This window comes from Acinetobacter sp. V102_4, from assembly GCF_031799005.1.
GTDB lineage: Bacteria > Pseudomonadota > Gammaproteobacteria > Pseudomonadales > Moraxellaceae > Acinetobacter > Acinetobacter calcoaceticus.
Genome location: NZ_JAVQNR010000038.1, coordinates 58,632 through 74,129, shown reverse-complemented (window position 1 = coordinate 74,129; position 15,498 = coordinate 58,632). Strand labels below are relative to the sequence as shown.

Genomic DNA, 15,498 nt, shown 5'->3' with positions numbered 1-15,498 from the left:
TATCCTCAAATTATTCGTTTTATTGTCGTGCCAATCGAATCGGTTTTGGCATCCATGAAAGATCCGATACTCGGCAAGGGTTAATATCAAGTCCGCCGCGACGAGTATAAGTTGCATAAACCATCAGCTTTTCAGGCTGTAGATTTTGCCAAATATCGGCAAAGATCTGCTCAACACACTGTTCGTGAAAGCCGTTATGCTGACGGTACGAGATAATATAAGCTAAAACACTACGATAACAAGGTTTTTTGCCTTTAAAACGAATAAAAACTGTACCCCAATCCGGTTGTCCGGTGACTGGGCAGTTACTTCTTAAAAGATGAGAATACAATTCAACTTCGACTTCTTCACCAGAATCATCGAGTTTTAAAAGAGTGGCATCAGGATGCTGCTCTAAACGCTCTGGAGTGAGGTCATCAACACAAATGCCTTGAGGCTTAGAAATCTCTAAATCATCTACTTGAAATAGGGTTAACTCAACTTTTGCACCTGCCGCCGCCGAGAGGTCTTTTTCAACAGTTTCAATAAATGATTGTTTAGACTCAAACTGAGTGAAGTTAAGACTATTGAAGTAAAGTTTTAATGACTTAGATTCAATCAAATTCGGTGAAGATGCAGGTAGCGTAATTCTGCCAATAGCAACTTGCGGGATAGCATGAGCGTTTAACCATGAAATTTCAAAAACATGCCACCAATCTTTACCTTGTGTGATGCCTTCAATATGCGAGTAGGCTTCACGAGACTGAGCACGGGCAATTGGAAATAAAACATCAGGTTGATAGTTAGTTGGATATTGGGTTTCTTTACCCAATAAAGACTGTTCGACACTCATTCACGCATTCCTGAACCACGAGCAAGTAAATAGTAAGCAATTCCGTAAAGTACAACACAGCATGATGTCACAATGATTAAAGAGAATGAAACATTCACATCGCTATGACCTAAAATGCCGAAACGGAAAGCATTAACCATATAAACAATAGGGTTAATTAAAGAAAGTTTTTGCCAAAAAGGACCAAGGGAACTAATGGCATAAAATACACCACCTAAATAAGTTAAGGGTGTAAGAACAAAGGTTGGAATAATAGAAATATCATCAAATGATTTTGCATAGACTGCATTAATAAAACCACCTAATGAGAAAAGAACCGAAGTAATTAAGACTGTATATATAGTTACGAACCAGTTGTGTATGAAAAGGTCAGTAAAGAACATGCTCATTGCAGTTACAATTGTGCCAACTAATACACCACGGCAAATACCACCAATCACATAGCCCCACAAAATAATATGTAGTGGCACAGGACTCATGATGAGTTCTTCAATGCTTTTTTGGAATTTTACGCTAAAGAAACTGGAAGACACGTTGGCATAACTATTAGTAATGACCGCCATCATAATTAAGCCAGGCACAATAAATTGCATATAGCTCACGCCACCCATTTGTCCAATGCGTGAACCAACCAAATTACCAAAAATGACAAAGTACAAACTCATTGTAATTGCTGGTGGTAATAAGGTTTGTGGCCAAATGCGTAGAAAACGGCGTACTTCTTTACGAACGATGGTCCAGAGAGCAATTTGCAGTTGGCTAAAATTCATTTTGCCTCTCCTTCAAGATTTTTCTCGACCATTTTGACAAATAACTCTTCTAAACGGTTCGATTTATTACGCATACTGTTAACACGAATACCTTGAGATTCTAATAACTGGAATAGGTCATTCAATGTATGCGCTCTATCCATCGTTACTTCTAAAGTATTACTATCAATTAAGTTGAACTTGACACCAATAATGTTTAACTGGAGCGGTCCAATCGGCTCAGCTAAATCGAAGATAAATGATTCTTCATTGAGCTGATTAAGGAAGCTCTTCATGCTGGTATCTTCTTTAATTACACCGCGGTCAATAATCGCAATGCGACGACACAACATTTCTGCTTCTTCTAAATAGTGGGTCGTTAAAATAATAGAAGTACCGCTTTCGTTCATTTCAGTCAGAAAGTCCCACATAGAACGGCGTAATTCAATATCTACACCCGCAGTAGGTTCATCTAGAATAAGAAGTTTAGGCTCATGCATCATGGCACGGGCAATCATCAGACGGCGCTTCATACCACCAGACAGCATACGTGCTTGTATATTACGTTTTTCCCACAAACCGAGTTTTTCTAAATAATGTTCGGCACGTTTTTCTGCAATCTTTTTATGGATACCGTAATAGCCAGCTTGAGTGACTAAAATATCGAATGTTTTTTCAAACTGCCCGAAGTTAAATTCTTGAGGAACGACACCAAGCTGCTGTTTTGCCAGAGATGGATGGGTATCAAGATTGTGCCCAAAAATCTCAACTGTTCCTGAGGTTTTTTTTGTGAGGGAGCTGATAATACCAATGGTTGTTGATTTGCCGGCACCATTCGGGCCTAACAACGCATAAAATTCACCTTCAGGCACAGTGAGGTTAATACCTTTTAACGCCTGAAAACCATTACGATATGTTTTGGACAAATCTCTTAAAACCAAAGCATCAGTCATGAAATTCTCACATTATGAAAGAGGGGTATATTTTGAGCGATAATGATTAATAAACCAAGTAAAATAGTCGGAATTTTATAAAATTAAGATAAATTGAGAAATTATTATATAAAAGCTGGTGCGCCCGGCGGGGATCGAACCCACGACCCCAGGTTTCGGAAACCTGTACTCTATCCAACTGAGCTACGAGCGCATGTGTGGGGCACATCATAGGAAAAAAACACTTGCAGGTAAAGCACGAAATACATGCCAAGTGATTTTAATGCTTAATTAAACAGCAAGTTGTTCAATATTTTATATGCTTTGTGACAGAAGCTGAATTGAATAGTTAATTGTACGTAAAGCTCTTGCAAGTTCTTGAGGGGGAATGCGTGATTCTTGTAAATTAGTAATCCATTGCATTTGACATAATTTAAGCTCTTGTATTGTTGCAGTTTTCTCTATTTTTTGAACAAGCGGTTTAGTCATTAGTCCGCAATAGCTGCTAAGTGTTTTTATCATTAACTGTTGTATTTCTTCGAAAGAAAGAGCCTCAGAAGATATTACTGGTTGAAAATATGTAGTACTGGGCTGATCTAAAGTTTTTTGCTCGGAAAGCTGGATTTCTCCAACAAGATGAGGGGAATGCAGTATAGAACTATCAACAGATTCTTTTTGATTTTCTTCTACTTTATTTATGGCTGATGTTTTTAAAATAATTTCTTCATTAGTAGCGGGTTTGGTAGAGGCAATTGGGGCAATAAGTTTTAAGTCTATAAGTTGTTGAATAAGTTCTGGAGATGCAATACGTTTTTTAAACTCACCATTTAAGTTCTGAAAATCTTCATGGTCTATTAATAGTAACAAACGTCTTTGTTTTGCATTTAAAACAATATTGCGTTGTTGAAGCGCAACTCTTCCCAAATTGGTTCTATAAAAACCAGCCATTACTTTTCCCCAATATAAAAATAAATCAGACTGTTCAATCTTGTGAGTCGAACAGTACTGTTTTTAATAAAATATAAATGGGGTTAACAATAAAACCTAAAAATGACAATATGATGAATAATCTATAAATATCATTTGGTTAAAATATTAAAAGGCACTTTCTAATGCTTTGCGAAGATAGACATCAAGCTCATCTTGGCGTAGTAGCCATTGAATATAGTCTTTAGGAAGTTCAGCAATTGCTGTGCCTTTATGCTTACCAAAGTTAACAGTAGTGGGGATACGTGCTTCTTCAGAAACTCGGTAAAGCTCTTCAATATCTTGAATATTTAAATGATAGACAATATGCATCAAGATATTAGCAGTCAAAATAATATCGGCATCGGCACGGTGAGCACCTTTAAGCATCTCCCGAGCTTTACTGCTGCCTTGAGAAATCATATAGATCAGTGCTGAGATATTATGAGCCTCTGCATCTGCCCAAACTTTACGTGCCAAAGCCAAAGTACAAATCGGTTTAATATTTGATACATCAACGCCGCAACGAGCAATCGCGGCAATATCGTAATCAATATTGTGACCAATAATATACGTCGTACTCTCTGGTAATTTAAACGTTTTATAGTGAGGCTGGTTTTCTAAATCTGTTTCTAATATGTGGTGTACTGCCATCGCAGCATAAGAGATAGGCGCACCCACTTGATATAACTGATCAAACAATTTGCTTTTATCTAAGGTGAGTTTGCCTTCATTAAGTTCGATCGGGGCATACGCAATTTCAATAGGCAAACCATTTAGTGTATGAGTTTCTGTATCTAAAATAATGGCTTGCATATTTGGCCCTTTAAAAAATCACGAGTAGCTATGAATGGTAACAGTTGGCTATCTACTTTAAAACATGAAGTGCAACTAGAAAGTGATGAGAATGACAATTTATATTAAAAATAGAGTCTTTCATGGATTAATTTCATCAAATAGAACTTGCGAAAAATAAAGATTAGGCGTAATTATTTTTAAGGCATTGGAAAATGTTGATTAAAAAACTAAAGCACAACAAAAATGGAATTTAAGGGATATATCAATGAAAATAAAACTATTAATGACCAGCGTTCTCAGCACGAGTTTATTTTTAGTCGCCTGTGGAGGAGGGAGTAGTGATGATGACTCACCGATTGTTGATCCATCCGGTACTCCTGCCAACAACATACAAAATCCAGTTGTTAAAGTTGATGCTTACACCAGTACCAACTTAGGATCAGTTGCTGCAGAAAGTAGTATTTTGACTTATAAAATGTTGGGCCAAAGTGGGCAAGAGGTGCAGGCAACCAGTTTGGTATTCACACCAAACACTCCATCACCAGCAGGCGGTTGGCCAATTGTAGTCTGGGCACATGGCACTACAGGTGTTGCAGATGCCTGTGCACCAAGTAAAGCAGCTTTAACAGACAGTACAAAAGATTTAATTAGTAAGTTACTTGCAGCTGGTTATGTTGTTGTTGCACCAGACTATGAAGGTTTAGGTACTTCAGGCCTACATCCATTTTTAAATGTTAAAAGTGAGGCTTTCTCAATTACAGATGCTGTGGTTGCAACGCGTAACTATTTATCACAGCGTAACTTATTAACTTCAAAAAAATGGCTTACAGTCGGACATTCCCAAGGGGGACATGCTGCGTTGAGTGCTGCACAATATGCGAGTCGTGCACAGCTAGACTATAAAGGTACAGTAGCCGTAGCACCCGCTTCTAATTTAGGTTTTATTTTAGTTGCAGGTGAACAAGCTGTTGCTAATGCAACTATAGATAAAAAGATTCCGATGTATGCACAGCTTGATACATATACTGCGTTAGTTACAGCAGGTATTCGAAATACACAGCCAAGCTTTAATTATTCGCAGGTATTTACTTCACAAACAGAAAGTACAGCACAGCAGGCAGAAACGATTTGTGCGGGACCATTGGCCCAAGCTTTGGCAGTTAATATGCAAACCTACGCAGCAACTCATGGCGGCACACTGGATGGTTTTACGCGTACACAACCTAACTTTATGACAGTACCCTTGGTTAAAACATTCTTAGATAAAGATTCTCAACCTTTACAGGCAAAAGTATCTACACCAATCATCATTTATCAGGGGCTAGCAGATACAACAGTTCCTAAAGTAGCTACAGATATTTTGATATCTAATGCCACTGTCGTAGGTACTAAAATTAATAGTTATGTGACTGGTAACTGGGACCATAATACGGCAATGAGTAGTAATGTAGACAACATTGTTGGAAATGTTCAGACTTTGCTAACAGCACAATAGAGTTATTGATATTTAAAGTATTTTTAACCGTATTGTAAGCTAAAGTTAACGATGGAAAATTTTAAAATATAAGCTTTAAACCAGCTTTTTTATTGATTTATAAACAATGGCTCATTTTTTATAAAACTTGAGCCATTTTTATTTAAAACTGAGCTAACTTCATTCTGTTTAATTATAAAGTTCATGCTACAATATGTCGCAATCTTAGCACGGCTTAAAAGCCCTAATTTTATAGGACCCCCGCTAATGTTTGCCAATATTTCCATTTCTGAATTTGATCCAGAATTAGCTCAAGCAATTGCTTCTGAAGGTGAGCGTCAAGAAGCACATATCGAGTTAATTGCTTCTGAAAACTATTGCTCTCCTGCTGTGATGGAAGCGCAAGGATCAAAACTTACGAATAAATATGCAGAAGGTTATCCAGGTAAACGCTATTATGGCGGTTGCGAATATGTGGATATCATTGAGCAAATGGCGATTGATCGTGCTAAAGAACTTTTTGGTGCAGATTACGCAAACGTTCAACCACACGCTGGCTCACAAGCTAACTCTGCTGTTTATCTAGCACTTCTTAACCCAGGCGATACTGTTTTAGGTATGAGCTTGGCTCACGGTGGTCACTTGACTCACGGTGCAAAAGTAAGCTTCTCTGGTAAAACTTATAACGCGGTTCAGTATGGTCTAAACTCTGAAACTGGCGAGATCGATTACGAAGAAGTTGAACGTTTAGCATTAGAGCACAAGCCACGTATGATCGTTGCTGGTTTCTCTGCTTACAGCCGTGTTGTAGATTGGCAACGTTTCCGTGACATCGCGGACAAAGTTGGCGCTTACCTTTTTGTTGATATGGCTCACGTTGCAGGTTTAGTTGCTGCGGATGTATATCCAAACCCAGTTCAAATTGCTGATGTAACCACAACTACGACTCACAAAACACTTCGTGGTCCACGTTCTGGTTTAATCCTTGCGAAAGCGAATGAAGAAATCGAGAAAAAACTTCAATCAGCTGTATTCCCTGGTAACCAAGGTGGTCCATTGATGCATGCGATTGCTGCTAAAGCAATCTGCTTCAAAGAAGCAATGTCTGATGACTTCAAAGCTTACCAACAACAAGTTGTGAAAAATGCTCAAGCTATGGCTGAAGTATTAATCGCTCGTGGTTATGACGTTGTTTCTGGTGGTACTGACAACCACTTATTCTTGTTATCTTTAATTAAACAAGACGTAACTGGTAAAGAAGCAGATGCTTGGTTAGGTGCTGCTCACATTACTGTTAATAAAAACTCAGTTCCAAATGACCCACGTTCTCCATTTGTGACTTCTGGTATCCGTATCGGTACTCCAGCGGTAACAACTCGTGGTTTCGGTGAAGCTGAAGTACGTGAACTTGCTGGTTGGATCGCTGATGTGATTGACAGCAAAGGTGACGAAAAAGTTATTGCTGACGTAAAAGCGAAAGTTGAAACTGTTTGTGCAAAATTCCCTGTATACGCACAATAAGTTGTAGATATAAAAAAAGCGCCCTATGGCGCTTTTTTTATATCTAGTTAATTACGTAAGAATTAACTTTTAGTTTTTACCGATGAATCTGAATCATGCCATCCACCACCTAATGCCCGAATTAAATCTACACTAGCCATCATTCTGCTGCCATTAAGCTGAGCAGAAAGTTGCTCTTGTTGTAAAATAGTACGGTCAGAATCAATTACATCAAGATAGCTAATAGCACCTTCTCGATAACGTAAATGAGAAAGCTGATTTGCGTGACGAGAAGAAGAGAGTGCTTGGTTTTGAGCTTGTATTTGTTGATCGAGAATTCTTTGATCAGATAAACCATTTTCGACTTCACGAAATGCATTCAATACAGTTTGGCGATAGTTTGCAACGCTTTCTTCATAGGCAGCTCGTGCTTGAGCAATTCCAGCCTTACGTTGCCCGCCGTCAAATAATGGCAAAGACAAAATAGTGCCTGCGACTGGACCAAGTAAGAATGTACGGCTCGACCATTTACCTAAATCACCTAAAGTTGAGGATTCATAACCGAGTGCACCTGTCAGGTCTAGTTTCGGGAAGAAAGCAGCGCGTGCAATACCGATACGCGCATTATCTGCTGCCATAGCACGCTCGGCGGCAGCAATATCAGGTCGTCTTTCAAGTAAAGCTGAAGGTAAGCCTGCTGGCAGACGGAGGCGGTGTGCAGTTAATGGTTGAGCTGCTAGATTGAAGTCAGCTGGCGTTTTTCCAAGTAAAACAGCAAGTGCATGTTCTGCACTGGCCCGATTGCGGGCAATCGTTAGTGCATTGGTTTGGGCTGTAGCCAGTTCAGTCTGTGCGCGAGAAACATCTAATTCACTGACTAAACCATTACGAAATCGAGTTTGAACTAGATCTCGAGTCTCACCAAGTAATTTAATAGTGCGATTATAAATTACTTGTTCAGCATCAAGCTGGCGAATTAGAAAATAGCCTTGTGCAACATCTGCTTGTAAGGCTAAAAGTGCCGACTGGTATAGCGCTTCTTGTTGCTGTACATCAGCTGTTGCTGCATTGACACTACTGGCGATACGACCAAATAAATCGAGCTCATATGAAACATTCGCTTGAGCACGCCATAAAGTTTGTGCAGATGTATGGGCATTGTCATCTAAACCCAGTGAAGCGGGAGATGGTTTTTGGCGAGTTGGGCCAAAGCCAGCATTAATACTTGGTAAACGTTCTGCTTGCGCTGCTGAACGTAACGCACGTGAAGCCTTAATATTGGCAGCAGCAGCTTTAAGGTTTTGATTACCAGCAATTGCTTGTTGCTCTAGTTCGTTTAACAGTGGGTCATTAAAAACACGCCACCATTCGCCACGTGATTGTGCATCGGCAGGTTGGGCAATTTTCCAGTTATTGTCTTCAAATTTAGGGTCAGACTCTTTAAATTTGACTGGAACTATGACCTTTGCAGGTTGATATTCCGGCGCCAATGAGCAGCCTGCAAGGAGCAGGCTTCCCATAAGTGAGGACACTAACCATTTTTGTTTTGATGATGTCATCAAATGTCCTCCTTAGTGATCATGTGGGTTAGCTAATGGAGCTTCATGAACCGCTGCCGAATGCAGTTTATGTTTGCTGTTGAGTGTACGAATCAGGACATAAAAGGCAGGGGTGAGGAATAAACCAAACAACGTTACACCGATCATGCCGAAGAACACTGCAATACCCATGGCATGACGCATTTCAGAACCTGCACCTGTTGAGGTAACCAGTGGGACTACACCCATAATGAATGCAATAGAAGTCATTAAAATTGGGCGTAAACGCAGGCGACTCGCTTCAACTGCGGCATTAAATGCAGTTGCGCCTTGCATTTCAAGTTCCCTTGCAAATTCGACAATTAAGATGGCATTTTTACAGGCCAGCCCGACCAGTACCATCAGGCCAATTTGCGTAAAGATGTTGTTATCTCCACCCGTAAGCCAGACACCTGTCAGAGCCGCTAAGATTCCCATTGGCACAATGAGGATCACAGCTAAAGGCAGAGTTAAGCTTTCGTATTGTGCTGCCAATACCAAGAACACGAGTAATACACTGATTGGGAAAACCCACAGTCCTGCATTACCAGCCAAGATTTTTTGATAAGTTAAATCAGTCCATTCAAACTTAATACCGCGCGGTAAGGTTTGAGCAGCAATACGTTCAACAGCAGCTTCAGCTTGGCTAGATGAATAACCCGGTGCAGGGCCACCATTAATATCCGCTGAGGTATAGCCGTTATAACGAACGACCATTTCCGGACCGTAAGTTTGAGTCACATTCACCAATGAAGATAACGGCACCATTTGCCCAGCACTGTTGCGGGTTTTTAGCTGCAAAATATCTTCAGGGTTAGCACGGAAAGGAGCATCAGCTTGCGCTCGAACCTGATAAACACGTCCAAAGCGGTTAAAGTCGTTGACGTACTGAGAGCCTAAATAAATCTGCATGGTGTTGAACACATCGGTTACAGCCACACCTTGTTGTTTGGCTTTTACACGGTCCAGATCTACGTTCAGCTGAGGTACGTTAATTTGATAACTTGAGAACATTGGACCCAGTTCAGGGGCTGATTGTGCCGCTTTCATAAAGTTTTGTGCAGCATCGTTCAAAGCTGAATAGCCTAAGGCACCTCGGTCTTCGAGTTGGAGTTTAAAGCCGCCCATGGTCCCTAAGCCCATCACTGGTGGCGGTGGGAAAACCGCAATATAGGCATCTTGAATAGCTGAATATTTCTGGTTGAGAGCACCAGCAATTGCATTTGCAGATAAGTCTTTGGCCTTACGTTCATCGAATGGCTTTAAGGTCACAAAGACAATACCGGCGCTTGAGCTGTTGGTAAAACCGTTAATGGATAGACCAGGGAAGGCAACAGCACTTTCTACACCGGGCTGTTTAAGTGCGGTGTCACTCATTTTACGAATGACTGTTTCGGTACGATCTAATGAAGCGCCGTTTGGTAATTGAGCAAAGCTAATCAAGTATTGCTTGTCTTGGGCGGGAACAAAGCCACCCGGAACAATATAAGAAATACCAACGGTTAAACCTAAAAGTGCTGCATAAACACCCATTGCCGATGCTTTATGAGAAATGACACGACTCACGCCTTTACCATAGTTGTCTGACGCACGGGTAAACACACGGTTAAACAGTGCAAAGAAACGTCCAAATACACGGTTCATAAGACGTGTTAATGCATCAGGTTTAGCATCATGTCCTTTTAGTAGCATGGCTGCTAAAGCAGGAGAGAGCGTAAGGGAGTTAAATGCCGAAATAACAGTTGAAATGGCAATCGTCATGGCAAATTGTTTATAAAATTGCCCTGTTAAACCCGTCATAAAGGCAAGAGGTACGAAGACCGCAACGAGAGTTAAGGCAATCGCAATAATTGGACCACTCACTTCTCGCATGGCGCGATAAGTTGCATCTCTTGGGCTTAAACCTGCTTCAATATTCCTCTCGACATTTTCGACGACGACAATCGCGTCATCGACCACAATGCCGATGGCAAGTACCATCCCAAACAGTGATAACGCATTGATGGAATACCCAAAGGCAAGCATAAGTGCAAATGTACCAATAATAGAAACCGGTACTGCAAGCAATGGAATAATCGACGCACGCCATGTTTGTAAGAATAAAATAACAACCACAACAACCAGTGCAATCGCTTCAAGCAAGGTATGAACAACCGCTTTAATACTAGAGCGTACGAATTGAGTTGGGTCGTAAACAATGTCGTATTTAATTGAAGATGGGAAATCCTTTGAAAGCTCCTTCATCGTGCTACGCACTTGATCGGATACTTGCAAAGCATTGGCACCCGGAGCTTGGAAAATTGGAATAGCAACAGCTTGTTTATTATCAAGCAATGAACGCAGGCCATATTGTGATGCTGCAAGTTCAACACGTGCAACATCGCCCAATCGAGTGACTGCACCATCGGGTGCAGTTTTTAAAATAATGTCTGCAAATTCTTGCTCAGTGGTTAAACGACCTTGAGCATTCACTGAAAGTTGTACAGGTGAATTAGTTGGTGACGCACCAATAGTACCTGCGGCAACCTGAATATTTTGTTCACGGATTGCATTCACAATTTCAGTGGCTGTGAGATTACGTTGCGCTACTTTTTGTGGGTCTAACCACACCCGCATAGCGTAGTCACCAGAACCGAATAAACCAACTTCACCTACACCTTGTAAACGTGCCAAACGATCTTTTACGTTCAGTACCGCGTAGTTACGTAAGTAAGTCATGTCATAGCGGTTATCTGGAGAGGTCAGATGTACCACCATGGTTAAAGTGGGAGAACTTTTTAAGGTGGTGACACCTAAACGCTGTACATCTTCAGGTAAACGAGGCATTGCCTGAGACACACGGTTTTGAACCAATTGTTGAGCTTTATCTGGGTCAATACCGAGTTTGAAGTTCACTGTAATGGTTAAGTTACCGTCGCTGTTTGCTTGAGATTGCATATACAGCATGTCTTCTACGCCGTTGATCGATTCTTCAAGCGGAGAGGCAACAGTTTCAGCAATTACTTTGGGGTTTGCACCCGGATATTGAGCACGCACAACCACAGATGGCGGTACAACTTCTGGATATTCGGAAATAGGTAACTGGAATACCGACAGTAGACCAGCGAGTAAAATCAGTACTGATAAAACACCAGCAAAGATTGGCCGATCAATAAAGAATTTAGAAATATTCATATGTGATTAACCTTTTGCCGGAGTTGACATTTTTTCTGTTGGCTGAGGTTGAGGTGTGTTAGTACTTGCAGTGATTTGTGAATTTGGCATCGGGACGAGGTGTGGCGTAACGGGATCACCCGGACGAATACGCTGTAAACCATTCACCACAATACGGTCGCCCGCTTGTAATCCGCTATTCACGATTTGCAAGCCATCTTGTTGTGCCCCGATTTTTACTTCGCGGTAAGCAGTCTGGTTTTTAGCATCGACAACAACGACAAAGCGTTTATCTTGATCGACCCCAATGGCTGTTGGGCTAATGAGAATGGCTGAACGTGGTTGGCCACCACCCAGACGGATTCGAGCATATAAACCAGGTAATAAAACTCCGTTTGGATTGTCGAAAGTTGCACGAACACGAATCGTGCCTGAGGTTGTGTCTAGGTTATTGTCGATTGAGTTGATGGTTCCCTCACGAGAAAAACCAGTTTCATTGGCAAGCCCCATATAGACAGGAACTTGTGCAGAATTACGCTGATTACTGATGTATTTCAGGTAAGTTTGTTCATCAACATCAAAAGATGCATAGAGACGGGATACTGACACTAAACTCGTTAAAACTTGTGCTCCGTTGCCAGCAGAAACCACATTACCCACGGTCACTTCAGCACGAGAAATTCGACCGCTAACCGGTGCAGTAATACGGGTATATTCCAGATTTAAGCGTGCAGATTGAACGGCTGCTCTGGCTGCTTGTAGGTTGGCACTAGCTGAGCGTGCATCATTTTCTGCCAGATCAAGTTCTTGGCGTGATACAGCATTACTTTGAATTAGACGTTGAATACGGGAAAGATTGGTTGAGGTATAGGTGACTTGCGCTTCGGCTGAAGCAAGTTGAGCCTTGGCACGGTTGAGTTCTGCTTCAAATGGTCGAGGGTCAATTGTGAAAAGCAAATCACCTTTTTGAATTAGACTACCATCTTTAAAATGAACGGCAATTAACTTGCCCGAAACTTGAGGCCGAATGTCGACCTGATCAATCGCCTCTAGGCGACCGGAATATTCTTGCCAGTCGGTAATGGTTTTGCTGATGACATTGGAGATATCAACAGTGGCAGCTTGTTGGGCAGTGGTCGGTGCAGCTTTTGCATCGGCATTTTCATGTAAGAAGATAAAACTGCCACCCGTTGCCAAAATGGCGACAAAGATGGCAGACAGTGCGAACTGTTTGCGGGAAAATGACATGTTGTGCTCCTACTTATTTGGATACCTGTTTTCAGACTTTTAGTTATGGTCCGTATGGGAGAAACAGGGTTTAGGCAATGGACGGAGCATAAAAGTTTGTCAATCACGAATAAATATATTAAATTTGATAACACTATTCGTATTTTTATAACAATTGATGTGTTTGAATTAGAAAATGCATTGATAGGAGTGTGCGTGTGGATCTATTTCATGCCATGAAAGTATTTAACAAAGTTGTCGAAACAAATAGTTTCAGTTTAGCGGCTGACAGTTTAGGCCTACCGCGTGCTTCTGTGACCACAACCATTCAGGGTTTAGAGAAACATTTACAAGTTCGCTTATTGAACCGAACCACTCGTAAACTCAGTTTGACACCCGATGGCGCGGTTTATTATGAACGGACTTCGCGAATTTTAGCCGATGTTGAAGATGTTGAATCGAATTTTCATGATTCGGAACGTGGACCACGAGGCCGACTACGTATTGATGTTAAAGCTTCGATCGGGCGACTGATCCTGATTCCGATGCTTTGTGATTTTCATGCTAAGTATCCCGATATTGATTTGGTGATTGGAATGAGTGATCGTCCAGTCGATTTGGTACAAGATGCGGTGGACTGTGTCATTCGTATTGGTCAGCTGAAAGATTCAAGTTTGGTTGCACGTCGTATCGGAACAATTCAGTGCGTGACGGTTGCTGCACCTCGTTACTTGGCTGAACATGGTGAACCGAAAACCATTGATGATCTACAAAAACATCAGGTCGTGCATTACTTTAATAGTCGTACCGGACGTAATATCGATTGGGATTTTATGGTTGATGGTGAGATTCATAGCGTTGGCGTGAAAGGGCGCGTTTCTGTCAACGATGGTGATTCATATGTTGATTTGGCTGTACAGGGTTTTGGCTTAATTCAATGCCCATATTATATGGTGGCAAAACATCTGGAGGGTGGCTCACTCAAGGAAGTGCTGACTGAATGGTTGCCGGCACCGATGCCAATATCAGTCGTATATCTACAAAACCGTCATTTATCGCCTAAAGTTCGTGTGTTTGTTGATTGGGTGGCCGAATTATTTGCAGGTTGTCCATTGTTGAGTGGTTGCTCAATGGTATGGGATCAGAAATGTGAATTTGCCAGTGCCAAAGAACATAACCATGAATACACTATTCGGACATTGGTCGAAAATGAAAATATGGCAGAGGCTTATACACTCAAAAATTAACCTCGCAGTTTGATTGATTTTTCAACATTTAATCAGTTAATGCGATCTGCTGTTTTGACATCTTCCTGATTCTTTAACTTATGGTATAAAAATTGCAATTATTTCGGCAGAAGAGTAAGTTTGAAATACTCAAGTTTTTATCACCTTATTTTGATTTCAAGGAGAAGCTTCAAGATGGTAAGCTTTATGAAAAAAATGTTCGTTTCAACAACCTTAGTTCTGGCTGCTGTTGCGACTAATGTGCAAGCAAAGGATTGGAAGGTGATTCGTTTTGGTACTGAGTCCTCTTATGCACCATTTGAATATAAAACACCGGATGGCAAGTTAACTGGTTTTGATGTTGATTTGGGTAATGCCATTTGTGCAAAACTCAAAGCCAAATGTGTTTGGGTTGAAAACTCTTTTGATGGGATGATTCCAGCACTTAAAGCGAAAAAATTTGACGGCATTCTTTCATCAATGACGGTCACTGATGAACGCGCAAAACAAATTTTGTTTAGTAGCAAAATCTATAACACACCAACACGCATGGTTGCAAAAAAAGGCTCGCCGTTATTACCGACAGCTGCATCATTGAAAGGTAAACGTGTAGGTGTACAACAGGGCACAATTCAAGAAACTTATGCTAAAACCTATTGGGCACCAAAAGGTGTAACCGTTGTACCTTATCCAGTCCAAGATTTGATTTATCAAGACATGATGTCAGGTCGTTTAGATGCAACTTTACAAGATGCAATCATGGTTGATGGTGCTTTCTTAAAACAACCAAAAGGCAAAAACTTTGCATTTGTCGGTGGCAATGTAGTTGATGCAAAAACACTGGGTGTAGGCGCGGCTATTGGTTTACGCAAAGAAGATGCAGATTTGAAAGTGAATATTGACAAAGCACTCGCAGCAATCATTGCGGATGGTACATACAAGAAACTAGAGAAAAAATATTTCTCCTTTAACATTTACTAATGATGTGAAAAATGTCGGCTGAGTGCCGACATTTTTAAATCTATTCTCATCTCATCAATATTGGATATTGTTTTTAAGGAGAA

At 40.9% G+C, this 15,498-nt stretch carries 12 protein-coding genes, 1 tRNA gene and 1 pseudogene; 4 read left to right on the top strand and 10 right to left on the bottom strand.

The window, feature by feature from the left end; translation table 11 throughout:
- Positions 1-19: 19 nt before the first annotated feature.
- From queF to RMB13_RS09990, 6 genes are all read right to left on the bottom strand, one after another.
- Entirely contained in the window at positions 20-832 is an 813-nt protein-coding gene (gene queF / locus RMB13_RS10015) for an NADPH-dependent 7-cyano-7-deazaguanine reductase QueF (protein ID WP_004643495.1), read from the bottom strand.
- Positions 829-1,602 carry an ABC transporter permease gene (locus RMB13_RS10010; RefSeq protein WP_016137528.1) on the bottom strand — a complete coding sequence of 258 codons (774 nt, stop codon included), beginning with the start codon at positions 1,600-1,602 and terminating at the stop codon, positions 829-831. Before RMB13_RS10010 ends, queF begins: the two co-directional genes overlap by 4 nt.
- The gene (locus RMB13_RS10005) at positions 1,599-2,534 is read right to left on the bottom strand and encodes an ABC transporter ATP-binding protein (protein WP_005039205.1); all 936 of its coding nucleotides are present in this window, start codon (positions 2,532-2,534) and stop codon (positions 1,599-1,601) included. The genes RMB13_RS10010 and RMB13_RS10005 overlap by 4 nt, the downstream gene beginning before the upstream one ends.
- 116 nt (positions 2,535-2,650) lie before the next feature.
- A tRNA-Arg gene (locus RMB13_RS10000) sits at positions 2,651-2,727 on the bottom strand.
- Between the two features lie 101 nt (positions 2,728-2,828).
- Entirely contained in the window at positions 2,829-3,461 is a 633-nt protein-coding gene (locus tag RMB13_RS09995) for a hypothetical protein (protein WP_311085173.1), read from the bottom strand.
- Positions 3,462-3,608: 147 nt separating this feature from the next.
- Complete coding sequence (locus RMB13_RS09990) at positions 3,609-4,295, bottom strand: 3'-5' exonuclease (protein WP_045430094.1); 687 nt, start codon at positions 4,293-4,295, stop codon at positions 3,609-3,611.
- Between the two features lie 247 nt (positions 4,296-4,542).
- Between RMB13_RS09990 and RMB13_RS09985 the strand changes: the two genes are divergently transcribed.
- Positions 4,543-5,772 carry an alpha/beta fold hydrolase gene (locus RMB13_RS09985; RefSeq protein ID WP_311085172.1) on the top strand — a complete coding sequence of 410 codons (1,230 nt, stop codon included), beginning with the start codon at positions 4,543-4,545 and terminating at the stop codon, positions 5,770-5,772.
- Between the two features lie 92 nt (positions 5,773-5,864).
- On the opposite strand, the pseudogene RMB13_RS09980 reads toward RMB13_RS09985, so the two are convergent.
- Positions 5,865-5,957 (bottom strand): annotated as a pseudogene (locus tag RMB13_RS09980) (hypothetical protein); the annotation flags it as partial.
- A gap of 61 nt (positions 5,958-6,018) precedes the next feature.
- Between RMB13_RS09980 and glyA the strand changes: the two are divergent.
- Entirely contained in the window at positions 6,019-7,272 is a 1,254-nt protein-coding gene (glyA, locus tag RMB13_RS09975; RefSeq protein WP_311085171.1) for a serine hydroxymethyltransferase, read from the top strand.
- A gap of 62 nt (positions 7,273-7,334) precedes the next feature.
- On the opposite strand, the gene RMB13_RS09970 is transcribed toward glyA, so the two are convergent.
- The 3 genes from RMB13_RS09970 to adeF are packed head-to-tail and all read right to left on the bottom strand — an operon-like array spanning position 7,335 to position 13,229.
- Positions 7,335-8,810 carry an efflux transporter outer membrane subunit gene (locus RMB13_RS09970; RefSeq protein ID WP_311085170.1) on the bottom strand — a complete coding sequence of 492 codons (1,476 nt, stop codon included), beginning with the start codon at positions 8,808-8,810 and terminating at the stop codon, positions 7,335-7,337.
- A gap of 12 nt (positions 8,811-8,822) precedes the next feature.
- Positions 8,823-12,002: a multidrug efflux RND transporter permease subunit AdeG gene (gene adeG / locus RMB13_RS09965; RefSeq protein ID WP_311085169.1), complete on the bottom strand. Its 3,180-nt coding sequence runs from the start codon at positions 12,000-12,002 to the stop codon at positions 8,823-8,825.
- Positions 12,003-12,008: 6 nt separating this feature from the next.
- A complete protein-coding gene (gene adeF / locus RMB13_RS09960; RefSeq protein ID WP_311085168.1) occupies positions 12,009-13,229 on the bottom strand; it encodes a multidrug efflux RND transporter periplasmic adaptor subunit AdeF in 1,221 nt (406 codons plus the stop codon).
- Between the two features lie 197 nt (positions 13,230-13,426).
- Here adeF and RMB13_RS09955 point away from each other — a divergent pair, with 197 nt between their 5' ends.
- Both RMB13_RS09955 and RMB13_RS09950 read left to right on the top strand, forming a co-directional pair.
- Positions 13,427-14,455, top strand: a complete 1,029-nt coding sequence (locus RMB13_RS09955) for a LysR family transcriptional regulator (RefSeq protein WP_311085167.1) — start codon at positions 13,427-13,429, stop codon at positions 14,453-14,455.
- 174 nt (positions 14,456-14,629) lie between these two features.
- Complete coding sequence (locus RMB13_RS09950; RefSeq protein WP_311085166.1) at positions 14,630-15,415, top strand: ABC transporter substrate-binding protein; 786 nt, start codon at positions 14,630-14,632, stop codon at positions 15,413-15,415.
- Positions 15,416-15,498: the final 83 nt, after the last annotated feature.